Origin of the sequence: Rhizobium sp. RHZ02 (assembly GCF_014851575.1) — a bacterium.
Lineage (GTDB): Bacteria > Pseudomonadota > Alphaproteobacteria > Rhizobiales > Rhizobiaceae > Rhizobium > Rhizobium altiplani.
Genome location: NZ_JACUZX010000007.1, coordinates 52,006 through 74,954 on the forward strand (window position 1 = coordinate 52,006; position 22,949 = coordinate 74,954).

At 58.7% G+C, this 22,949-nt stretch carries 14 protein-coding genes, 2 pseudogenes and 1 riboswitch; of the genes and pseudogenes, 9 read left to right on the forward strand and 7 right to left on the reverse strand.

All coding sequences use genetic code 11. The features are described 5' to 3' along the window. Positions 1-25: 25 nt before the first annotated feature. From IB244_RS13550 to IB244_RS13560, 3 genes and pseudogenes are all read right to left on the reverse strand, one after another. Positions 26-3,286 carry an error-prone DNA polymerase gene (locus IB244_RS13550; protein WP_192304526.1) on the reverse strand — a complete coding sequence of 1,087 codons (3,261 nt, stop codon included), beginning with the start codon at positions 3,284-3,286 and terminating at the stop codon, positions 26-28. Then, complete coding sequence (locus IB244_RS13555; RefSeq protein WP_192304528.1) at positions 3,283-4,794, reverse strand: Y-family DNA polymerase; 1,512 nt, start codon at positions 4,792-4,794, stop codon at positions 3,283-3,285. Before IB244_RS13555 ends, IB244_RS13550 begins: the two co-directional genes overlap by 4 nt. Continuing rightward, positions 4,715-5,417: pseudogene (locus IB244_RS13560) on the reverse strand (ImuA family protein). Before IB244_RS13560 ends, IB244_RS13555 begins: the two are co-directional and overlap by 80 nt. Here IB244_RS13560 and IB244_RS32180 point away from each other — a divergent pair. The 6 genes and pseudogenes from IB244_RS32180 to IB244_RS13585 all read left to right on the forward strand — a co-directional run bounded on the left by IB244_RS32180 (position 5,328) and on the right by IB244_RS13585 (position 12,138). Continuing rightward, a complete protein-coding gene (locus IB244_RS32180) occupies positions 5,328-5,552 on the forward strand; it encodes a hypothetical protein (RefSeq protein ID WP_246734421.1) in 225 nt (74 codons plus the stop codon). The pseudogene IB244_RS13560 and the gene IB244_RS32180 overlap by 90 nt on opposite strands. 353 nt (positions 5,553-5,905) lie before the next feature. Next, positions 5,906-7,006: a DNA polymerase IV gene (gene dinB / locus IB244_RS13565; protein ID WP_192304530.1), complete on the forward strand. Its 1,101-nt coding sequence runs from the start codon at positions 5,906-5,908 to the stop codon at positions 7,004-7,006. 1,066 nt (positions 7,007-8,072) lie between these two features. Beyond that, the gene (locus IB244_RS13570) at positions 8,073-8,846 is read left to right on the forward strand and encodes an SOS response-associated peptidase (protein WP_192304532.1); all 774 of its coding nucleotides are present in this window, start codon (positions 8,073-8,075) and stop codon (positions 8,844-8,846) included. Between the two features lie 241 nt (positions 8,847-9,087). Continuing rightward, on the forward strand, positions 9,088-10,056 hold the full coding sequence (locus IB244_RS13575) for a helix-turn-helix domain-containing protein (RefSeq protein ID WP_192304534.1): 969 nt from the start codon (positions 9,088-9,090) through the stop codon (positions 10,054-10,056). Between the two features lie 136 nt (positions 10,057-10,192). Then, positions 10,193-11,710, forward strand: a complete 1,518-nt coding sequence (gene adh, locus IB244_RS13580) for an aldehyde dehydrogenase (RefSeq protein WP_192304536.1) — start codon at positions 10,193-10,195, stop codon at positions 11,708-11,710. A 63-nt stretch (positions 11,711-11,773) separates the two neighbouring features. Further along, a pseudogene (locus IB244_RS13585) lies at positions 11,774-12,138 on the forward strand (DUF779 domain-containing protein). Between the two features lie 392 nt (positions 12,139-12,530). Here IB244_RS13585 and IB244_RS13590 read toward each other — a convergent pair. From IB244_RS13590 to IB244_RS13600, 3 genes are read right to left on the reverse strand one after another with little or no spacing between them, the layout of a single operon-like run. After that, positions 12,531-15,227: an adenylate/guanylate cyclase domain-containing protein gene (locus IB244_RS13590; RefSeq protein ID WP_192304538.1), complete on the reverse strand. Its 2,697-nt coding sequence runs from the start codon at positions 15,225-15,227 to the stop codon at positions 12,531-12,533. 18 nt (positions 15,228-15,245) lie between these two features. Then, the gene (locus tag IB244_RS13595; protein ID WP_246734411.1) at positions 15,246-16,973 is read right to left on the reverse strand and encodes a peptide ABC transporter substrate-binding protein; all 1,728 of its coding nucleotides are present in this window, start codon (positions 16,971-16,973) and stop codon (positions 15,246-15,248) included. A gap of 17 nt (positions 16,974-16,990) precedes the next feature. Continuing rightward, positions 16,991-18,757, reverse strand: a complete 1,767-nt coding sequence (locus IB244_RS13600; RefSeq protein ID WP_192304542.1) for a peptide ABC transporter substrate-binding protein — start codon at positions 18,755-18,757, stop codon at positions 16,991-16,993. Positions 18,758-19,214: 457 nt separating this feature from the next. On the opposite strand from IB244_RS13600, the gene IB244_RS13605 reads away from it, so the two are divergent. From IB244_RS13605 to IB244_RS13615, 3 genes are all read left to right on the forward strand, one after another. Continuing rightward, positions 19,215-19,547, forward strand: a complete 333-nt coding sequence (locus IB244_RS13605) for a hypothetical protein (RefSeq protein ID WP_192304544.1) — start codon at positions 19,215-19,217, stop codon at positions 19,545-19,547. A gap of 209 nt (positions 19,548-19,756) precedes the next feature. Continuing rightward, a riboswitch (Fluoride riboswitch) is annotated at positions 19,757-19,817 on the forward strand. Between the two features lie 30 nt (positions 19,818-19,847). Further along, positions 19,848-20,222 (forward strand): fluoride efflux transporter CrcB, encoded by a 375-nt coding sequence (gene crcB / locus IB244_RS13610; protein WP_192304546.1) that lies wholly within the window; start codon positions 19,848-19,850, stop codon positions 20,220-20,222. A gap of 349 nt (positions 20,223-20,571) precedes the next feature. Further along, entirely contained in the window at positions 20,572-21,243 is a 672-nt protein-coding gene (locus IB244_RS13615) for a DUF938 domain-containing protein (protein WP_192304548.1), read from the forward strand. Positions 21,244-21,640: 397 nt separating this feature from the next. Here the strand turns inward: IB244_RS13615 and trbI are convergent, their stop codons facing one another. Next, a complete protein-coding gene (gene trbI / locus IB244_RS13620) occupies positions 21,641-22,942 on the reverse strand; it encodes an IncP-type conjugal transfer protein TrbI (RefSeq protein WP_192304550.1) in 1,302 nt (433 codons plus the stop codon). Positions 22,943-22,949 lie beyond the last annotated feature (7 nt).

Sequence of the window (22,949 nt, forward strand, 5' to 3'; positions counted from 1 at the left end):
GACACGCGAACCCGCTGCCATGCCATCAATGAAAGTTCCTCGCCTTCACCCTCAAGGTATCGATATGCAGGTCCGGGACGAAAATGTCCCTCGGCTTGGCCGCCGCCCCATCACGTGAGTCCGGGCTGCCTGGCGAACCATGCGCAAATTCATCGCCCCTACCTGTCGGCAACTTGAAGTCCAGATCGCGATCAGTCAGCTCGCCTAATTCACCGGACAGGTCGAAAAGCTGCTGCGCGACAAGATGTGCGACCTCTCCCTCGCGCTGAACGCGGCCGTTTATCGCCATCATCGACGATCCGAGGACGACCCGACGCCGGCGTTCGAACAGGCTTGGCCAGACGACGAGATTGGCCGGCCCAGTCTCATCCTCGATGGTGATGAACATCACGCCTTTCGCCGAGCCAGGCTTTTGTCTTACAAGGACGAGACCTGCCGTCATCAACCATCGACCGTCACGAGCGTTCATGGCTTCGGCACAAGTGACGATGCGGCGTGCCGCCAGCTCCTTTCTGAGGAAGGCAATCGGATGGTCGCGCAGTGTTAGTCCGACATGACTGTAATCTGCGACAACGTTATGACCCGCGGTCATCTGTCGGAGTGCGACCTCAGGCTCCTGCTGCTCGGGGATCGCACGTGCTTCACGTTCGGAAGCGGCGGCGAACAGAGGAAGAGGTTCGTCACGCAGGGCCTTGATGGCCCAGATCGCATCCCGGCGCTGGAGCTTCAGCGACGGCAGGAAGGCATCGGCTTCGGCAAGTTGTACAAGCGCTTCCGTTGGGACATGCGATCGCCGCCAGACATCGTCGACCGTTTCGAAGGATGCGTTCATCCTGGCGGCGACGATCCGGGCAGAATCGGCTACGGCCAGTCCCTTCACCAAGCGCATTCCGAGGCGGACCGCGTGGCGATTGGTTCTTTCGATACGCTCGAGCGTACAATCCCAGCGCGACTGGTTGATGCAGACGGGCCGGACTTCAATTCCATGGGCACGCGCATCCTGGACGATCTGGGCAGGCGCGTAGAAGCCCATCGGCTGCGAGTTCAGCAGAGCGGTGCAGAAGACGTCGGGGAAATGGCGCTTCACATAGTTCGAGGCATAGGCGATCAGCGCGAAGGAGGCAGCATGGCTTTCCGGGAAGCCGTATGAACCGAATCCTTCGAGCTGGCTGAACGTCTTCTCCGCAAACTCGGCCGAGTATCCGTTCTTGATCATCCCCGAGACCAGCTTCTCCTTGAAGCGACTGACGCCGCCGGTGAACTTGAATGTCGCCATCGACTTGCGAAGCTGGTCGGCTTCGCCGCCGGTAAAGCCAGCGCAGACCATCGCCACCTTCATGGCTGACTCCTGGAAGAGTGGCACCCCCAGCGTCTTTCCAAGAACGGCTTCCAGTTCCGGTGTCGGGTACTCGACAGGCTCCTTGCCCTCCCGGCGTCGGAGGAAGGGATGGACCATGTCGCCCTGAATCGGACCCGGGCGGACGATAGCCACTTGGATGACAAGATCGTAGAAGGTCCTCGGCTTCATGCGCGGAAGCATGGCCATCTGTGCACGTGACTCGATCTGGAATGTTCCGAGTGTGTCCGCCTTGCGGATCATCGCATAGGTGGCCTTGTCTTCCTGGGGGATTCCCGCGAGGTCGAGGTCCTCGCCTTTGTGCTCGCGAAGCAGATCGAAGGCCTTGGACATGCAGGTCAACATGCCGAGCGCCAGAACATCGACTTTCATGAACTTTAGAGCCTCGATGTCGTCCTTGTCCCATTCGATCACCTGACGGTCGGCCATGGATGCCGGCTCGATGGGAACGAGATCGTCGAGTCGGTCATGGGTCAGCACGAAGCCGCCCGGATGCTGACCGAGATGACGGGGCGCGCCCATCAGTTGCTGGGCGAGCTTGAGCGTCAGAGCAAGCCGCCGGTCCTCAGGATTAAGGCCCTGTTCCCGCAGGCTCCGGTCGCTTGCCAATTCATCCGACCAAGACCACATGCCTGCCGATAGCGCCTTGATGATATCCTCCGGCAACCCGAGCGCCTTGCCGACGTCGCGGATTGCGCCCTTGGCTCGGTACCGCGTTACGGTCGAACAGAGGGCCGCCTTGTCGTGACCGTAGGTCGTGTAAATCCACTGGATGATCTCCTCGCGGCGCTCGTGTTCGAAGTCGACGTCGATATCTGGCGGTTCGTCGCGCTCCTGGCTCACAAAACGCTCGAACAGGAGATCGTTGGTCTCGGGATCGATCGAGGTGATCCCCAGAATGTAGCAGACGGCCGAATTTGCCGCCGATCCCCTGCCCTGGCAAAGAATACCCTTTGAGCGCGCGAAACGAACGATGCTGAACACTGTCAGAAAGTACGGCGCGTACTTCATCGTGCGGATCAGGTCCAGTTCGTGTTTTATGGCCCTGAGGACCTTCTGGGGCAAGCCTTCCGGATATCGGATTGGGATGCATTCGCGGACGTAATGCTCGAGCGACTGCTGCGCGTCCATGCCCATTACGACCGCTTCTTCGGGATATTGGTAGCTCAGCTCTTCAAGAGAAAACCCGCAGCGTTCGACAATCTCCATCGTCCGCGCCAGCGCCTCGCGGTAGCGTGGGAACAGGCGCTCCATCTCCTCGGGCGGCTTGAGGTATCTGTCGGCATGCCGTTCGCGCTCGAAGCCGACCTCATCGATCCTAGTGTTTTTGCGAATGCAAGTGACGACATCCTGCAACTGGCGGCGGCCGGGCTCGTGGAACAGGACATCATTGGTGACGACGGTTTTCACACGGTGACGCGCAGCCATCTTCGAAATCTCGTGAAGCCGCTTCTGGTCGTTCGGTCGGCGCCTCAGGCAGAGAGACACATAGGCCCGATTGCCGAATACCTCTGCCACCTTGCGAAGCTGGGCAGCGCAGTTCGCGTCCGGCAGATCGGGTAACAGGATGGCCAAAAGTCCTTCTGAATAAGCAACGACATCATCGATCCCCAGGATGCACTTGCCCTTTCCGCCCCGGCTCTTGCCAAGTGTGAGCAGCCTGGTCAGCCGCGAATACGCGTTGCGATTGGTTGGATAGACAAGGATCGACATCCCGTCCTGCAGATCGAGCCGACATCCGACAGCAAGGCGCACGCCTGTCGCGCGCGATGCCTCGAGTGCCCGGACAATCCCGGCAAGGCTGTTGCGGTCAGCAACGCCGATCGCCTCGATGCCAAGTGCCTTTGCGGTGGCAAACAGCTCGTCGGCGCTGCTTGCGCCACGCAGGAAACTGAAATGGGTCGTGACTTGGAGCTCGGCGTATCTCATCCGAATATTCCGTGCATGAACCATTGATGGGATCCTGTCTCGGAGTCGACCCCGTCACCCGACCTGAATACCCAAAAACGCTCGCCACCTTCGTCCTCGACGACAAAGTAGTCTCGCACTGCCTCTAGTTCACTGTCGCGCTTCCACCACTCGCCGAAAACGCGTTCAGGACCATCAGCGCGTTTGACCTTTCGTCGTTTGCCACGCCAAGTGATACTCGCAGGCGGATGATCAGGCAGGAGTGCGATCGCTTCGATCTGCTCTGGGCGGGCGAGCAATCGCACAGGCCGGGGCCAGTGGTGCGCCCACGTTTCCGCGACATCGGGAGCGGCAGCCGCGATCCGCAGTACACTGCGCTCGGGAACATCTGAGGCGACCGGCACGACCCGGTAGACCCGTTGCCCTCTATTGCCAAACACGTCGATCAGCGGCGTGATGTCATCGTCCTGCTCCTCTATCAGGTCAGAGGATCGCTGCTCCTGCTCAAGCGGCTGTGTCATAACCGCCGCCAATGTCATCTTCTCGATTCCGAACCCCGGTTCGATTTTTTCAGTACGATCTCGAAAGAGCTTCGACAGCCAGGCAACGTCGCGAGCAGGTTTGGCGGTTCCTGCACGGATTGCCTGGCGTGTACCGTCAACTTTCTCAACGATGAGATCCGTTCGCCGCACGCCAAGACCCTTGCGCTCCAGTTCGGCGACGAGCTGCACAACGAGCCGAGCAACATATTTGTTAATGGTTTCTGCGGCACCGATTGGCTCGGCAAAGACCCTGCTGACCTCTATCAGCTCCGGTACCCGGATCGGATCAATCGGCTCGGCGACCCGACCAAAAATCTGATCCAGGCGACGTCCAAGTTCCGGACCGAAGCGAAGGGTCAGCGGTGCTCGGGGCGTTGCTGATAACTCCCCAATTGACTTGAAACCGAGAATATTGAGATCGCTAACGATCTTGGCCGGAAGCCTGAGCAATGAAAGAGGAAGGTGTTCGACGGCCCCGACCGTCTGTCCAATCGGAACTATGACCGTCCCCGTTCGGATCGCGCGAGCACAAGCGTGTGCCGCTCCCCACGTGTCGGCCACAGCAACCCGCGCTGTCAGTCCTTTCCCATGGAACCGGTTGGCTATTCCGGTCAACATCGGCAGCTCCCCACCCTGAAGATGGTCAGCACCTTCCGTGTCCATAACAATGCCATCGGGCTCATCAACAGCGACGATTGGAGAATACTGGCTGAGTGCCCAAAGCGTGATCCTTGCGAGAGCTGCTGCGTCGGCCGCCGGATCGGCGTCGATCAGCATCAAGCCCCTGAATATGGCCTGGGCTTTTGCCGCCGCCATCCCAACACGGACTCCCGCTTTCTTTGCTGCAGCGTCGGCCGCCGAGACCCATCGCTTTGGGCCGCTCTTTGCGATTACGGCAACGGGTTGCTCAACGGGAATAGAAGGGTCGTTGCGACGTATTCGATCCGTCGCCAACTCCGGCAGATAGATGGATACTACCCTGGACATCACACGCTCCTACGAAAAACTCAGCGCACTCAGCCGCTTTCACCCGCATCAGTTCCAGAAACCATCTTGGCCTTCCCACACCCCAAACGGAAGCTCCTCCGACGGCACGACGCTCACACGCCACCTGGTCGTTGCCGCGGACGGTTGGCCGAAGTCGGAGGCCTCCGTCTGTCGCCGCCAGCATCGAACGACCAGACCCATGGTTCCCGTTTTTTCGGCGGCAAGCTGCAGCCTGCGGGAGGCTGTCATCGGCAATCGGACAAGTTCGGCGACGACCGCTCCGAGACCGCCGAACGATAGGGCCTCCTCCATGGAAGCAAGCACGTCTTCCTCCTTGTCGGCCCCGACGAAGACGACGCCGTCCGGCTGAAGGCCAGCCTGAGCCAAAGCCGGAAAGAAGAGGTCCGGCCCTTGGTACGCGCTGCTATCCCAGCGGCAAACAAAGCGGCTGCCGCGCCGTCGACGGTTCCCGATCCACCACCGGCGAACTCATGCACGGCTCCGAAAGACAGCCCGCCTCCCGGCAGATGTTCATGGATCTCGCGAACATCGAAGGCCAGAACCTGATTGCGGCGAACAAGGACACCTTCAAGGCGCGCGATAGGCTCCGTAAGCTCGGTGATGACAGGGTTTGCGCCTGGCTGCGCCATTCTGTGGCCTTCGTCAATTCAAGGGTTCCATCTCGTTCAAAAGCGAGTATGTTCTACCTTTGTTCCTTTCTGGAATGTGAGTCAACGGGGCGCTTTTCGGGTGGATAGTGAACCAACAGTCCATCCACAGCGGCGCAGGGCTTCGATCCCTGAGGGAATTCAAGGTGCTAGCAAAGAGCGGTCCACAGGGCGTACAATATCTTTCGGATGAGAAAAAATTCCTGCTGTGAGCCGACTCTGCGTGACTATCGAGGAGCCATCATCGTTATCGCATGCGATGTCTGTCAGCGAGCGACCACTCTCGGCTGGAAGGCCCTTGTCAGACAGTGCGGGGCCAGCCTGTCCTTTCCGGCAACTTCGACGGCGGCTGACTGTTGGCTGTTTGCGACTGAACGGCGCGGATGGCGTCGACCGTTGTCAGGCTCGGTTTCCCTGTTTAGCTCCTGTTATGGAAACACTCGATGAATGATCCCGCCGCAAATCTATCAATCGAGCGCCACCGCAAGATCGTCCATATCGACATGGACGCCTTCTACGCGTCCGTCGAGCAGCGCGATAACCCGGAGCTTCGTGGACGACCGGTCGCAGTCGGCGGTTCGGAGGCGCGCGGCGTGGTGGCGGCCGCCAGTTACGAGGCGCGTAAGTTCGGCGTCCATTCGGCAATGCCTTCAGTGACGGCAAAGCGCAAATGCCCCAACCTGATCTTCGTGAAGCCGCGCTTTGACGTCTACAAGGCTGTTTCAGCTCAGATCAGGGAAATCTTTGCCGAATACACCCCAATGATCGAACCGCTGTCGCTCGACGAGGCCTATCTCGATGTTACGGAGAACCTGAAGGGCATGGAGATCGCGACGGAGATAGCGCTTGAAATCAGGGCCAAGATCAAGGCGATGACCAACCTCAACTCATCTGCAGGAATCTCCTACAACAAGTTCCTGGCCAAAATGGCGAGCGACCTCAACAAACCAAATGGCCAGGCCGTCATTACGCCGAAGAATGGACCAGCCTTTGTGGCTGCGCTCCCTGTCGAGAAGTTTCACGGCATCGGCCCAGCGACTGCGGAGAAGATGCATCGTTTCGGTATCGAAACTGGAGCCGATCTAAGAGAGAGGGATCTCGAGTTTCTGGTTCGGCATTTCGGCAAGTCCGGGCCGTATTTTTACGGCATCGCGCGTGGGATCGATGATCGTCAGGTAAAGCCAAATAGGGTCCGAAAATCTATCGGAGCGGAAGACACGTTCACTGTGGATATTCACACTTACGAGCCTGCCCTGGAAGGATTGAAGCCCCTGATTGCGAAGGTCTGGCACTACTGCGAGGCAAATCGGATTACCGGCAAGACCGTGACGCTCAAGGTTAAGTACGCCGACTTCATGCAGATCACCCGCGCAAGGACGATTGGCCATGGTTTCCGATCGAAAGAGGAAATCGAGGAATCCATTTGCGTGCTGCTGGGAGCCGTCTTTCCTATCAGGAAGGGAATACGGCTGCTCGGCGTGACAATCTCCTCGCTCGAGCATCTGGCCGACACGTGCGTTGAACAGCTGGCCCTGCGTCTATGATGGGCAGCGGCTTGAAAATCAGTTTCGCCCCCGCGGCGCTACCACGCGGTACGAGCCGTACCCAACGCGAACGAATTCATCGACTGTACGTGGGCGACGTGCGGTTTCACCGTCACAACGCAGTTCCCCGGGTAGCTAAGCTTATGCTGGGCAAGGTGTTTCAGCAATTCCACAACATTACGCTTCTCAGTAAGCGGAAACGAAAAAGTCATCCAAATTCCTCCATACGGCACGTTTCGGGCGCCATTTAGGACTTGGTTTCTTTCGCTCCGCAACATGAAATGTTTAGTAATAAAATTAAAATCGATTAGTTTTTTCGCTCGATTTTTTAAAATCGATTTAAAATCGTCTAGCGCCCTGCTCATCGTCCACACCACGGTCGCGGCGTCTGTGGGCACTTCGTTTCACTACAGGCGAAGGGTAGAGCGAGCCCTCGCCTAGTGCGATCTCGATGTCTCTTTTGAGATTGGTTGCTGTTTCCATCGTTCACCAATGCCGATTGATGGAGCTTAGCCAGCTAAGGGATGCTTTCAGCGGCAGATCGACTTATAGTCAGTCATGTGTAAGCAGCGCGCATCCAACCACAATGCGGACGCTGAACGAATTTGGCCCCCTCTCGCTACGCAGGCTGGAAAGGCCCTGACGCCTCCCTCGAGTGGAGTTTCATCGCGCTCATCAAATCGAAAAGAAAAAAAGGGGCCACGCAAAAATACCGTGGCCCATAAGTTGTGAAGGTCGAAAACCTCCAGAGGGGAACAGCTGCTGCGCGGAACTGGGAGGAGAAGCCGCTATATGCATCAGCTGTCACCGTTATGATCGTTTTTTGACCAATTGGAAAACATTTTTTGTGCAATGCAGCCATGCAAATGTGGATACTTGCAGCAAACCGCGCCGGTACCTCCGCGCTGTTCCTCCATTGGTCGTTCCGTTTCGCTGAGTTCGGCGCCTTAATGACCGGACCTTTGTCCGACACAACTTCGTTTCGACGCCTAGCCGCTTCGTGGTGCCTTGAAAGTCCGAGCCAAATGGCTGACCTTCGGTCCCAGAAAAGGGAGGCGACTAGCGCATGTGTAATCTCTACCGCATGGATGATCGCGACTGGGTCAACAAATGGGCGCAGGACGTTGAGAGCCTGATCAACCTGATGCCCGCCTATCAGATCAACCCGGATCAATGGGCACCCGTCATCCGAAACACCTCCGACGGTAGGAAGCAGCTCGCGAACTGCCGATGGGGCCTGCCCTCTCCGAGCTACTTGCAGAGGAAGGCAGCCGAAACCCGCGCTGAAAAGCTTCGAAATAAGGGCCTTCCAGTGGACATGGACGAACTCCTACGGATGGAGCCGGACGGCGGCGTTACCAACATTCGCAACTTGACTTTGCCCCATTGGAAACGATGGTTCGGCCTTGAACACCGATGTCTCGTGCCCGTGACGGCCTTTGCTGAGCCAGACCCGGCAAGCAAGGAAGAAGGCGGCAGGACACCAAACGCGTGGTTTTCTGCAAGACCCGACAAGGCGGTCATGTTCTTCGCTGGCCTCTGGGTGAGACAATGGAAGAGCGTCCGCAAGGTCAAGGATGGGCTGACGACTGATGATCTCTACGCAATTCTGACAACGGAGCCGAACGACATCGTCCGGAATGTGCACGAGAAGGCGATGCCGGTCCTTCTGCAGACTGCTGAGGAGATTGAAATCTGGATGCGCGCACACTGGGAGGAAGCCAGACACCTGGCCCGGCCGCTACCAAACGACCGCATCGCCATCACGTCACGGGAGCCCTACGGGTCCACGATTGTAAACAAGGCTGGCGAGCCGCTTCCCGAACCGATGGTGCTTTAGAAGAACTCCGATCTCGGGAGACAGTGACCACTTCATAAAGTGTTGGAGCGCGTCTCATATGCAGGTGCTGCGCAAGTTAGGTTCGGAAGTAGAACCAACGTCTAATTGTCCCGCGCCGAAAATGGAGCAGGAATACCAACCTGGTCCGTGCGCTAGGGAGCGGACACGCGGACATCGATCTCGATAAGTTGTCGTCGGCAACACACTGCCGACGAGAATACTAACGCTCTGGGAGGAGCCGATGAGTGCATCAGCATTTGCGCGGCATGCCAACTTAATCCAAGAGGCGATCGGCTCGAACGCTGCGGCCAGGTCGGCACTTGTCGCATCCTGGTGCAGATCGGCAGACCTTCACCGGCTCGACCCCGCCGAAAGCAATCGCACGAAACGACTGACGGATTCGGAGTTGCGCTTTGCTCGCCAGAAAATCGAACCGCTGGTCCGGGCTGCCTGCACTAGCCTTGATCGACTGTACCGCGCGGTTGGGGGCATTGGCTGCTGTGTTCTTCTCGCCGACCGCGACGGCATCCCGGTTGAGCGGCGTGGCGCCGTCGCCGACGACGAGACATTCAGGGAATGGGGGCTTTGGACGGGAACGGTCTGGAGCGAAGATAGCGAGGGGACAAACGGAATCGGCACGTGCTTGGTAGAGCAGCGCGCTTTGACCATCCACCGAGATCAACATTTTTACTCCCGCAATACGCTTCTGTCCTGCACGACCGCGCCGATTTTCGATCACGAGGGCAAGCTCGCCGCCGCGTTGGACGTGTCCTCTTGCCGCGCGGATTTGACGGAGGGCTTCGTCAATTTAATCACAATGGCCGTTGGCGACGCGGCGCGAAGGATCGAGGCGGAGAACTTCCGTATCGCCTTTCCTGAAGCACGCATCATTGTCGCTTCGACAAACGAAAAGATGCCAAACCCTCTTCTCGCCGTCGACAGCAATGATTTGGTGATCGGCGCGACCCGATCTGCGCGCATCGCATTCGGGATCACGTCGGAATCGCTGATGAGGTCCCTTCCAGCCGCTGATCTTCTGGGAGATGAACCTGGCTATGCCGGAAATTTGCGGCAGGCCGAGCGCACCGTCCTGGAGCGCACGCTCGCCAATACCGGCGGCAATGTAACGGCGGCGGCCGAAATCCTCGGGATTTCACGGGCCACGCTTTACCGAAAGCTCGGCAAGTTTGGTCTGCGGGGCGCCCAATAGGAATTTTGCAGGGCACAGTGTCTCAACCTTGAGACACTGTGCCCTGCCGAACTGCCGCGCGCGGGCTGACATTCCGTCGAAAGCGAAAAACACTCCCTCAAGCGTCGCGCAGGGCGGCGCGTTTTGGGAGGAAAGCATGAACAAGGTCGAATTCCATCGCACGGCCAAGGTGCCGTTTGCCAAGAAGTACGACAATTTCATCGGCGGCAAGTGGACGCCCGCGAAATCAGGCAGGTACTTCGACAACACCTCTCCGGTCAACGGCCGGGTCCTTTGCGAGATCGCCCGTTCGGAAGCTGTGGATGTCGAGGCCGCTCTTGACGCGGCCCATGGCGCCAAGGACGCCTGGGGCAAAACCAGCGCCGCAGAGCGGGCGCGGCTGCTCAACCGCATAGCCGACAAAATGGAAGAGAACCTCGGCATACTGGCGCTCGCGGAAACCTGGGACAACGGCAAGCCGATCCGTGAGTCAACCGCGGCCGACATTCCGCTCGCCATCGATCATTTCCGCTATTTCGCCGGAGCCATCCGCGCGCAGGAAGGTTCAATCGCCCAGATCGACGACGATACGGTCGCCTACCATTTCCACGAGCCTCTGGGGGTCGTCGGCCAGATCATTCCCTGGAACTTTCCGATCCTGATGGCTGTGTGGAAGCTGGCACCTGCACTGGCTGCTGGCAATTGCGTCGTGCTCAAACCTGCCGAACAGACGCCGGCATCGATCCATGTGCTGCTCGAACTGATCAGCGACATCCTGCCACCAGGTGTTCTCAACGTCGTCAATGGATTTGGCCTCGAGGCAGGCAAGCCGCTCGCCTCGAACCCGAGGATCGCCAAGATTGCGTTTACCGGGGAGACGACCACCGGACGCTTGATCATGCAGTACGCCTCGCAGAACCTGATCCCCGTCACGCTGGAGCTCGGCGGGAAGAGCCCGAACATCTTCTTCTCGGATGTGGCAGACGAAGACGACGATTTCTTCGATAAGGCAATTGAAGGCTTCGTCATGTTCGCCCTTAATCAGGGCGAGGTCTGCACGTGCCCCAGCCGCGCCTTGGTTCACGAGAAGATTTATGACCGCTTCATGGAAAGGGCATTGAAAAGGGTCGAAGCGATTGTTCAAGGTGATCCGCTCGACCCTGCGACAATGATCGGAGCCCAGGCCTCCAGCGAGCAGTTGGAGAAAATTCTCGCCTACCTCGACATCGGAAAGAAGGAAGGCGCTGAGGTCCTGATCGGGGGTGAGCGCAACGAACTCGCCGGAGACCTCGCCGGCGGTTTCTACGTCAAACCGACTGTCTTCAGGGGCACGAACAAAATGCGCGTCTTTCAGGAGGAGATCTTCGGGCCCGTGGTTTCCGTCGCAACGTTCAAGGACGATACCGAGGCGCTTTCAATCGCAAACGACACCTTGTACGGCCTCGGTGCCGGCGTGTGGACCCGAGACGGCACGCGCGCCTATCGGTTTGGCCGCGCAATCCAGGCAGGCCGCGTCTGGACCAATTGCTATCATGCCTATCCCGCGCACGCGGCCTTCGGCGGCTACAAACAGTCCGGCATCGGGCGCGAGACCCATAAGATGATGCTCGACCACTACCAGCAGACGAAGAACATGTTGGTGAGCTACAGCCAGAAAAAGCTTGGCTTCTTCTGATAACCTCCCAAGCGCATGCGGTGTGGCCATCCCGGCCACACCGCCCCATCCCCGGAGGTCACCATGCAGGACAAAGTCTTTCTCGGAAGAGTAAGGGCGACGCCAGCGGCGATAACGCTTCTGGACGAAATCATCACCGACCATGGACCGGTCCTGTTTCACCAGTCAGGTGGCTGTTGCGACGGGTCTTCGCCCATGTGTTATCCCCGCGATGATTTCATGGTCGGCGATCACGATGTCCTTCTCGGCACCGTTGGTGACACGCCGGTCTACATCAGCGCATCCCAATACGAGGCCTGGAAGCACACTGAATTGACCATCGACGTCGTCCCGGCCGGGGCGGGATGTTCTCCCTCGACAATGGCCGCGAGCAGCGCTTTCTGATCCGCTCCGCGATTTGCAAGGTGTCATCCCAACCGCTTCCGTAGAGACCACGGGCTCCGAATTGCGATGCTTCAGCTGCTGAGCCGGATCAAGGCATCACCGGACAAATGGCAGGTAGGCTTCCGCGGGGCGGCAACACAGTGGTGCGCCAGGGCGATCACACGTGCAGGTTACGATTGAAGTCGTTCTTGAAGAAGGAGCTGGCCAATCGACGACCTCGATGTGGAACAATTGCCACACTGGCGCGCGAACACCGTCTGCTGCAGGAGAATGGCGAGCGTTTGCTTTTCCTTTTTTAGGAATGTCCCATAACCTGCATGTGCCCAAATGGGCGGAAACGTCGCCAATGCCTGTCGAAGGCAATAGCAGAGCATTGGCGGCGTTTCGTTCGGTTGGCATTCTGTTCGCATTTGAGCGGTTTCGATCGGCGCGGATCCTATTTTCGCAGAGTCGCCAGATAGTGCTCGAGTGCCTTGATCGCCTTGTCGCGGTCCGCGCCTTTCAGCGCCGAGCCGATATCCCACTGCAGGTCGCCCTCGCTGTTCGAAAACACATCCTTCGTTGCTTCTTGGGCGGTTCGAGCGCCGATCACACGGTAGGTCTTGATGGGATAGGCGAAGCCCTTGACGGTCAACGGAGGCAGTTCCTCGGCCTCGATTTCGTCCTTGACCAAAGCGTAGGTCTCGCCCGCCAGCAATATGCCGCCGAGGTCGGCATGGCTCTGCAGTCTCGAAGCGAGGTTCACCTCGCCGCCGATGATGGTATAGTCCATCCGATCCTCGCTGCCGAAATTGCCCACGGTGCAATAGCCTGTATTGATGCCGATGCGCAGATGGAACGGCAGGGCAAAGCCGGCTCCTGCCCATTCCCCGCGCAACTCCTGCATCCTGTTCTGCATGGCGATCGCCATTCTGACGCAGGCGACAGCGTCTTCCCTGGTGCCCCTGGTTTCGGGATCGCCGAAGAACACCAGGATTGCATCGCCGATGAACTTGTCGATTGTCGCGCCGTATGTCAGAGCCAGCTTCGCCATCTCGGTCAGATAGTGATTGAGCAGATCAGTCAGTTCTTCGGACTCGAGCTTGTCGGTCGTCGCCGTGAAGTCGGCGATGTCGGAGAAGAAGACTGTCAGCTTCTTGCGGGTGGACGAAATCTCGACGTTCTGCTTACCGGAGAAGATCGAGGCGAAGACCTGTGGCGAGAGATATTTCGACAGCTTGCTCGAGACCGCTTCCAGCGCCCGGTTCTGCTCGCCGATCCGTCTGCTCGCTTCCTCCGCTTCGCTCTTGGCAGCTTCCGTGGCCGTGTGCAGCCGCGCGTTTTCCAGCGCAATCGAGGCAAGTTGCCCGAAACGCTTGAGAAGCTCGACCTCTTCGGTGCCGAACTCGAGAGCCGAGGCGTCGTCGTAGGCGATGCCGAGGACACCGACCACCCTGTTGTCGGATTTGAGTGGCACGGCCATGATCGCCCTGATTGTCACATCGAGCTGGGCGGCGGCCGCCGCCCTCCCCGGCCAGGTCGGGTATTCGTTGATGACAAGCGCCTCGCGCGTATGCCAGACCGTCCCCGCCACGCCTTCCTTGCTCTCCAGTTGCTGACCCGCGGCCTGTCCCGCATAGACACCGACGCCGACCATGCGCTGAAGCGTCTCTCCGGCTTCGTCGACAAGATAGACGTATCCATGTTGCGTGCCGAGCAGACCTGCGGCGCGCATCGTCAAATCCGACAGGAGTCCGGTCAGGTCCAATCTCGCAATCAGGCCGAGCGACGTATCGTGAAGGGCGCCCAGATATTCGCTCTGCCGGCGAAACTGCAATGCCAGCTGCTCCTGTTCCCTGCGGCGGTTCTCGAGGTCGCCGAGATTGGAGCCCAACTGCGCCGTCATGTCGTTGAACGTTGTCGCCAGCGTGCCGATCTCATCGCCCGATTCCACCTTCGCGCGCGCGGCAAGATCGCCTTGGCGAACCCGGTCGGCAACGCCCGTCAAGCGCTGGATCGGCCCGGCGATGCTTTCCCGGAAGATCAACCCCAGGATCAGGCCGAGAATGGCGGCGGCCACACCGCCCAGGAGGATAATGCGCTGGGCCTTCTGGAGCTGGTCGCGGCCGCCACCGAGATCCGCCTGCAGCCGTTGTTGCTCCTCATTGGCGATCTCGTCCAGAATTCCAAGCATGCCTTCGGCAAGGGGGACGGCCTGCGTGCGGAAGATATAGAGATCCTCACGTGCGTGTTCGCCTTCGACTGCTGTAAACATCTGCGCGGGAAACTGCAGGAAGACTGCCCGAGTCTTCGACAGCTTGTCGATCAATATTTCCTGGTTCGGCGTCAGCGCGACGGTTGCGTCGGTGATGCTCTTCCAAGCTGCATCGTTGATGGTGAGGTTAGCCTCGTATTCGTATTTGAAGCCGTCTCGCCTGGTGGTCACATAGCCCCGCAGCCCTGCAACCATCGCATAGAAGGAGCTCTGGAAGGACGCGAGGTCGGCCAGATAGGCCATGTTCTCGGGCGTCGCGTCTCGCTTCTGCTGCGCCAGGATCAGCGCCGTTGCCGTCCCGACAATCGTGGCGATCATCGGGTTTGCATCCGTCACCAGCAGCTTGAGGGCGGGTTCGCGTCGAAGCTGGTCATTGCGTAACTCGAAGAGCTGATCCGTCAGCGGCTGCCAGGAGGCAAGCTTTTCGTGGAGCTCCCCCATCCGCTGTTCGACGTCTGCGGCCGGGTCTGGCCGCGGAGCTGTTCTCTCCTGGAGCAGACGTTCAAGCGACTGCATGTCCCCGAGAAATGCGGCTTTCGCCGAAGCGTAATTGTCGCGGTAGCTCTCCTCGCCGAGCGCAAGATAGCCGCGAACGGCGCTCAGCATCCGTAGCAAGTCGGCTTGTGCCCGCGCCGAGGCGACCGCGCTCGGGGCGCTCAGGTTGGTCGTTCTGTTGATGCTTCTGACTGCATCGAGGCTGCCCAGATAGTTCAAGCCGACAACGAGCAGCGTCAGCGCCGCCAGAATGCCAAATCCGACTGTGAGCTTGCCGCCGATGTTCAGGTTTCTGAGAACGGGTGAAGCTGCGCGGACGAGCGCATACAGTGGGGCGACATAGAATGGGCGATTTCTTGCGACCACAGGCTCCTCGTGCTCCATGCCTTCAGCTTCGGCCCCTCATGGCTTGCGCCGCCAGTCCGCGATGTTCCACGTCTCGGAATCCCATGGCGTGGGATTGAATCCGACGATATCGTTGCGAAGGCCGGGGACGTTTGCCCACTCGACAATGGGAATGACCGCGGAGTGAGCAATCAGCAAGTCGTTCATCGCCACGAACAGGCCAATCCGCTTTTCGGGATCGATCTCCGTTTCCGATGCGTGGAACAGCGCATCGTACTTGTCGCTGCAATAGCGGGATTCGTTCAGCCCCGACCAGTTGTTGCTTTTCTGAGCGGCCTGCGCGCAGGTCCACTTGACCATATAGCTTCCCGGATCGGGGCTCTTGTTGCCGGTCGCGAATTCCTCAAGATCCGCGTAAAAATGCTGGCTGGTATTAAGGATATCCGGTGAAGGCGAGAAGAAGACACTCGAATCGATCTGCTTGTCCTCGACCCTGATGCCGATCGCCGCCAGATCGGCGCCGATGATCGCCTGGGTCTTCTGGCGGACCGGGTTGACCGAGGTCTGGAAAAGAAGGGTCAAGGGAACGCCGTTCCTGTCGCGGATGCCGTCGCCGTTCGTGTCGCGCCAGCCTGCCTCGTCCAAAAGCGCGCGAGCCTTGTCGGGATCGAATTCCCAGGTGGTGTTGGGAGAATTATAGAGAACGGGGGCGACCAGGAGGTTTGCCGTTGGCCGGCCAGTCCTCCCGTAAAGCGCGGCGATCTTGTTGCGGTCGACAGCTTTCGCCAAGGCGAGCCTCACCTTGGCATCGGCAAGGATCCGGTTGGGGAACTGCAGGCTCGCGCGCTCGCCATCCGATGTCTCACGGTTCGGATCGGTGAAATTCAGCATGAGGCGCTCGACGTAGGAGCTAAAGTAGAGCGCCACCTTGCCTATCTGCTTCGCCTCAAGCTCCTGCAATTCGGCATCGCCGATCTGCAGGTTCCACGCGTAGTCGACGACTCCGGTGCCGAGCACGGCCTTGGCGGCCGTCTTCGCATCGCCGCCACCCTGCAAGGTCACTTCGTCAAATCCCAAACGCGCCCGGTCGCGGTATTCAGGATTAGGCTCGTAGATGATCTTGACGGTGTTGACGACATCGTCGCCGATCAGCAGGACGTCCTCCGTACGGAACTCCTTGAGGCGATACGGCCCGGTCCCGACGGGGGCCAGGTTGGGAGGCGCATCGACCGCGGCCTTGTTGTTGTAGGGAGCGAATATATGCTCTGGCAGGATTGTTCCCTGTATACCGACGAAGGGGAGCGCCCAGGCGGGATCGACATCCTTGAACGTTACCTTGACGGTCAGGTCGTCGAGTGCTTCGACCTTGTCGACCGACTTGTAGGTTCCGATACTTGAGGAGCCCACATCCGGATTGGTGATGTAGGCATAGGTGAACACAACGTCCTTGGCGGTGAAGGGGACGCCGTCCGACCATTTGACGTTCGGCTTCAGCTTCCAGGTGACCGACCGCCCGTCGCCCGCGACCTGGCCGTTCGTCAAGGAGGGAATTTCCTCAGCTAGAAACGGTACCAGATGTCCCTCGGCGTCGAAACTCGCCAGCGGTTCATAGACCACGCGGCTCGCAGTCTGATCCTTCACGCCGGGGGCAAGATGCGGGTTGAGGATGCTGGGTGCCTGCCAGAAGAGGAGCCTCAGTGTGCGATCAGCCGAATGGGCAGGGTGTGAGACAACCGCAAACAGCAGGGTTATCACCAGAACGAAAAAGCGTTGCGCTCTACCCATATTTGCACGTGCCTCCGTCATTTGCGATGCCAACCGGCGATGTTCCATGTTTCGGAATCCCAAGGCGTCGGGTCGAAGCCCTCAAGGGAGTTGCTTATTCCGCTGACATCGGCCCAGTGAACCAGAGGAATTGCCGCGAAATCCGAAACGAGCAGATCGTCCATCTTCACGAAGATCTGCCGGCGCTTGGCCGGATCGACCTCGACGGCCGACGCCCGATAGAGCGTGTCGTAATCCTTGTTGCAGTAGCGGGCCCAGTTTGACCCGGACCAGTTATTGGCCTTTTGCGCCGCTTCGCCGCAGGTCCAACCGATCATATAGCTGCCGGGATCGGGGCTCTTGTTGCCGTAGGCATATTCTTCCATGTCGGCGTAGAAATGCCGCCGAGAGTTGGTGCTGTCGGGCCCGGAGCCCAGAAAGATGCTGGAGTCGATCATCTTGTTTTCGACCTTGACCCCGATCGCCTCCAGGTCTGCCTTGACGATCTCCTGGGTCTGCTGGCGAACGGAATTGACGGTTGTCTGAAACAGGAAACGCAGCGGCACGCCGTTCTTGTCGCGCACACCGTCGCCGTCGCTGTCTTTCCACCCTGCCGACTCGAGGATCGACTTGGCCTTGTCGGGATCGAACGCCCATTCGCTATTCGGCGAATTGAAGATTGCCGGGGCGACCAGAATGTTGCTGGTCGCACGGCCCGTGCGGCCATAGAGCGCCGCGATCTTCTGTCGGTCGATAGCAAGTGCGAGTGCGGCGCGTACATTGCTGTCGGACAATGTGGGATGCGGATATTGCAGACTCGACCGTTCCCCGTCGGCGGTTTCTCGGTTGGGGTCGGTGAAGTTCAGCATGATGCGCTCGACATAGGAGCCCCAGGAGACCGTCGCCTTGCCGACGCCGTCCTTTTCGAGCTCCTTGAGCACGACATCGTCGACCTGGAGGTTCCAGGCATAGTCGACCACGCCTTCCTTCAGCACCGCCTTGGCCGCGACCGAAGCGTCGCCGCCGCCCTGGAGCGTCACCGCATCGAAGGTCAGCTCATCCGCGTTGCGATAATACGGATTGCGCTCGAAGATGGCCTTCACGGTGTTGACGACATCCTCACCTATGACAAGCACATCCTCTGTCTGAAACGCCTTCAGGCGGTACGGGCCTGTGCCTATGGGGGCCAGGTTCACGGCTGCCGTCACCGCATCCTTGTTGTTGTAAGGGGCAAACACATGCTCGGGCAGGATCATACCCTGCACGCCGACAAACGGCAGCGCCCAGGCCGGATTGACGTCCTTGAACGTGATCCGCACGGTGTCGTCGTCGACCGCAACGACCTTGTCGATTGTCTTGTAAGAGCCGACACTCGCCGAGCCGACATCCGGGTTTGTGATATAATTGTAGGTGAAGAGCACATCTTTGGCTGTGAAGGGCTGGCCGTCGGACCATTTGAGACCGTGCTTGAGCTTCCAGACGACTGAACGGCCGTCGGCACTCACGCCGCCATTCTCGAGCGTCGGAATGTCTGCGGCGAGGAAGGGAACGAGATGTCCCTCGCGGTCGAAGCTGGCGAGAGGCTCATAGACGATCCGGCTGGCTGTCTGGTCCTTGATGCCCGGAGCCAAGTGAGGATTGAGCGTGCTTGGAGCCTGCCATAACAGCAATTTCAACGTCTTGTCGGCCGACATGGCGTGTCGTGGGACAATCACGATCGACAGGAAGAGAATAGTCAGCAAAAGGAAGCGCGCTGTCTCCAGGAACGCTCCGCGTTGCAACCGGCACCGAGCTTCTCTCCGCATCGCACTCCCCCACGATGGTATTGCCCGACGGCGGCAGGACCGCTGCGCGTCAGTATCCTAGAAGTCCATCAAATTCCTTGCATGCGTCTCGGCAAATCCATGTTGATCTCATCATGAACAGTTGGCAATACCCAGGGTGGTAGAGCGAGAAAGCCCAAAGCCTGTCGAAATTGGACGCTTTTCGACATTACTCGACGAACAGGATTGCCAGGCTGACAGAGGCTTCGCCTTATCCTAGCTGAGGCAGGCAAAGACTTCTGCGATCCGCGCGGCCCCGGGCGCAGTGTCTGCAACGGGCCTGAGAGCGGTCAATGCGTGACGTGTCGTTCCGGCGCTCCAACCGCCATGCCCAGGTCGCGCCAGACACCACGTCGCCAATACCGCGCATTTTAGCAATCTGACATACGAACAGATAAACCCTAGCGTGTTAAACTCTGGAAGAATTTAGGAGTGAGACATGAAGTTTCCAATGGTGGTAGCTTTGAGTTCGGCAGCGGCATTCTTGGGAACCGGCGGCTACGCCGTGTTGCCCAAATTTGTGACCGCTCCGATCCAGCGTTCGTTTGCTGCACCGACTCAGCCGATGATCATAGACAACGGAGTGATCGTGCAACGAGGCACGGCCTGCAACATCAAGGGCAACGTTAGCATCGAATCTGGCGACCGCATCTATCACGTACCGGGCCAACACTATTACGAGGCCACAAAGATATCGCCGCAATATGGCGAGCGCTGGTTCTGTTCCGAGCAAGAAGCGCGTGAAGCTGGTTGGCGAAAGGCCAAATACTAATCCCGCCGAGTGAAAATTCGTTGCTACTTGGAAATTGACCTCGACCCCCGCGTCTTCGCCGATGGTGCGTTTCCCTCACTCGCAAGCGGAGCGATGGATCCTATAGAAATGAACGTCAGCGCTGTCACTGTTAAATCATTGTTCCAGTCGTGACGGCTTTTGCGCCACGTGTAGACCATGTTGATCTGGAAGCATGTTGCTGGCATAGAAGCCGATACGGGAATGGTGTCTCCCTATAACCGCGCTGTTGCTGATGACGCCTGCTGATCAACGCCCCATTTGGGCGAGCAGGAGGCGTGCGTGGGATATCTCATCGTATTTATCGGATCAGGGCTCGGCGGCATGCTTCGCTACGCAGTGGGTATGCTTTCAATTCGTGTCTTCGGGACGAATTTTCCGTACGGAACGCTCGGCATAAATGTTTTGGGCCCTGCCCTCATGGGCATTGTCGTAGGTGTTTTCACAACGTCCAACTTAACGTCGCAGGACACCAAGTTGTTTTTGACCACTGGCGTCATTGGTGGTTTCACCACGTTTTCGACGTTCTCACTTGATGCAGCGGTCCTGTGGGAGCGCGGCCAGCATTTGGCTGCTGCGGCGTATGTCGTGGCAAGTGTCATTGTATCGCTTATGGCTCTGATACTGACCATGATGGTCGTCCGGCGACATCTATGAAGGTCGGCCTTTGGGGCCAATGAACGAACCCGCTGCGCGGGATGGCGCGTGGGTTGAGGTAGAGGGCACGAGGCGGGCGCCGGCAGCCCGATGTCGGGAAATACTTTGAGGAAATTCGGCACTTTGCCAAGGACCATTCTATGTCCTGATGAGTGTTGGCCAGCGCGTCGGGTCGCCTCGCTTCACCTTGAGCCGGGCGGGCGGGTAATCCGGCGCATGCTGGACGTTCGGCCGCACTCGGCCGAACGCACGAGCCGACGCCTCCCTTCGGAAGTTCGAAATCTTTGGTTTCAGTCCCATCATTTCAGCTATAAAATGGGAGACATCACTCAAAGGGGATTCATGACCCATGCCCACAGAGAAGGAGGGCCGTCCGCCTGTTGCGCTGGAACAGCGCGACGTAAGCGCCGACCAGCGGATGTTCTCGCCTTCCGTTGCGCGAAATTCGGCGCCGATCCTCGCGGTCCTAAAACGTGTCCTTCCAACACATGGCACCGTGCTGGAGATTGGTTGCGGGACCGGCGAGCACGCTGTGTGTTTTGCGGGAGCAATGCCCAACCTCACCTGGCAGCCGAGCGATCCGGATGCCGACGCCCGCGCCAGCACGTCCAGCTGGATCAAATTCGCAGGGCTGAAGAATGTGCTGGCACCGCGGGATATTGATGTGTGCTCAGGACAATGGGGCGTCGAACAAACGGGACATTTTGACGCCATCGTGTCGATCAATATGATCCATATCGCGCCATGGGCGGCAAGCTTGGGATTGTTCGCAGGAGCTGGCCGCTTGCTTCGCGCTGGTGGGCTTCTTGTTCTCTACGGCCCATTCATGCGCGACGGCGCACACAACGCCCCCTCGAATGCTGCTTTCGACGTGGCTCTAAAGGAGCGAAACCCATCCTGGGGTGTGCGTGATATCGCTGATCTTGAACACGTGGGTGAGGCCGCCGGACTTAATCTCCGCGAGACGATCGAGATGCCGACCAACAATATGTTGCTGGTTTTCTCCACCGGCAGTGCCTGAACGACAATCGTCACAGACCCGGAGATGGCCGGACCACAAAGGTGCCAACGGTGCTGCCCCTGCGACAAAATGGGAGGACGCGTCATGTCCACGCTCCTCTTCAGCAAGAATAGTGTGCTGCGTGCATCCCTTGAGCCCCCCCGATGGCGCTACAGGCTCACAGGAGGCTGCATCCTCCAAGCGGCAATCGCAGAGTTTATTCAACGTCACCACTGAAGCGGTAACAGTTTCCGGGATTTGCTGCCACGCTCGAGGCACTGCAGCTAGAAATCACAACGTCGGATACAACTCGCTGCTGCTCGATGCTCAATATTGTCAGTGGGCGTCCAACTGCCCAAAACGTCGCCACACGTCTCCATTCTCCACACTCAAAAAACGTCGGTTGCCGAGGCAAAGGCTAGTTTTCAACGTACTGCGAGGGAAAGATAATGTCCTGATCGACCAGAACATTGAATTTGTAGCCAGGCCTGATCCGAACCGTCGGCTGAACGTTCAGATTCTTGGAAATGGTTTGCTCGGCCACCCGACCGAAGGTTTCCGCAAAGTTTCGTCGCACAGCATCTGAGGCAGTGTCCTGTGTCGCAAGCGTTGAACTCTCGGGTATCGCCATATCGATCCCGGTCCCTAGCAGAGCGATAAGAACCGCTGACCCAAAGGTAGGCCATAGGTGACGATCGGTTTTGTCTTTGAACCCGCCGTATCCCTCCGCGTCCGTGCCCGCCATGCCGCCGAGCTGCAGCGTTGACCCATTCGGAAAACTGATGTCGGTCCACACAACGAGGACGCGTTGCTGGCCGAACGAGACCTTGGAATCGTAGCGTCCGAACAGCTTGGCGCCTTGCGGGATGAGAAGGCGGTAACCGGTTGCACTGTCGTAGACATTTGCGCTGACCTGAGCAATTGCCCTCCCGGGCAGGTCGGAATTGAGGCCGGTGATGAGAGTTGCCGGTATCACAGAACCGCGCTTCAGCTCATATGGCGAGAACTGCGGCACGACCTGCTTTGAGAGGTAACCAAGGTCCTTGATGTCCTGATTGAAAAAAGCCTCCTTCGAGACCTGACCACTCGGATCAAAATTCTGGCTGATCAGGCCCGACTTCATCGCCGCCGCGTAAAGATCGGATGCGCCACTTGTGCCGTCGTTAAGGTTCTGAGGATCACCGTTTTTGGTGCCTGTGGAGGTCTGCCCAGCATCGGAAATATCCACTTTCAACGGAGAGTCATAGGCGGTCACGCGAGCCTGGAGGCGTGCCATGCGCTGTCTTTGTGCCTCGCGCAAGAACTGTTCGTCCTGTTCACGCTTTAGCCGCGTCCTCCACTCCTCCTCAGATTCAAGTCGAGGTCGCCGCTCTTGTCGGTCAATCGGTTCATGTTCGGCAACCGGCTGCTTGACGGGCTCCTTCTCGATTGCCCGCGGCGTTGGCTGGAATATTTCCTGCCTTTCCGGCTCGCCGATGATGCCGTCGGAAATACCTTTCTTCAGCTGGTCTCCGAAATTTGTTGCCGGCGTGTTCGACGTGGTGTCGAAATCACTCCCACCATTGAATGTTGCCCCACGCCAGGAAAGTCCGACCACCACGACACCGAGGAACAGCATGGTGATGACAATGGCAATGACGATCGGCAGGCGATTGAGGCGGCGCATAGCTCGCTGATCGACCGCGTGGCTCGTGACGCCAAGCTGAAGCGACTGGACCATTGTTGTC

Coding starts and splice junctions, on each gene's coding strand:
- IB244_RS13550 (WP_192304526.1), bottom strand. CDS start 3,286: ATGAGATACGCCGAGCTCCAAGTCACGACCCATTTCAGTTTCCTGCGT.
- IB244_RS13555 (WP_192304528.1), bottom strand. CDS start 4,794: ATGTCCAGGGTAGTATCCATCTATCTGCCGGAGTTGGCGACGGATCGA.
- IB244_RS32180 (WP_246734421.1), top strand. CDS start 5,328: ATGGATCTCGCGAACATCGAAGGCCAGAACCTGATTGCGGCGAACAAG.
- dinB (WP_192304530.1), top strand. CDS start 5,906: ATGAATGATCCCGCCGCAAATCTATCAATCGAGCGCCACCGCAAGATC.
- IB244_RS13570 (WP_192304532.1), top strand. CDS start 8,073: ATGTGTAATCTCTACCGCATGGATGATCGCGACTGGGTCAACAAATGG.
- IB244_RS13575 (WP_192304534.1), top strand. CDS start 9,088: ATGAGTGCATCAGCATTTGCGCGGCATGCCAACTTAATCCAAGAGGCG.
- adh (WP_192304536.1), top strand. CDS start 10,193: ATGAACAAGGTCGAATTCCATCGCACGGCCAAGGTGCCGTTTGCCAAG.
- IB244_RS13590 (WP_192304538.1), bottom strand. CDS start 15,227: ATGGAGCACGAGGAGCCTGTGGTCGCAAGAAATCGCCCATTCTATGTC.
- IB244_RS13595 (WP_246734411.1), bottom strand. CDS start 16,973: ATGGGTAGAGCGCAACGCTTTTTCGTTCTGGTGATAACCCTGCTGTTT.
- IB244_RS13600 (WP_192304542.1), bottom strand. CDS start 18,757: ATGCGGAGAGAAGCTCGGTGCCGGTTGCAACGCGGAGCGTTCCTGGAG.
- IB244_RS13605 (WP_192304544.1), top strand. CDS start 19,215: ATGAAGTTTCCAATGGTGGTAGCTTTGAGTTCGGCAGCGGCATTCTTG.
- IB244_RS13615 (WP_192304548.1), top strand. CDS start 20,572: ATGCCCACAGAGAAGGAGGGCCGTCCGCCTGTTGCGCTGGAACAGCGC.
- trbI (WP_192304550.1), bottom strand. CDS start 22,942: ATGGTCCAGTCGCTTCAGCTTGGCGTCACGAGCCACGCGGTCGATCAG.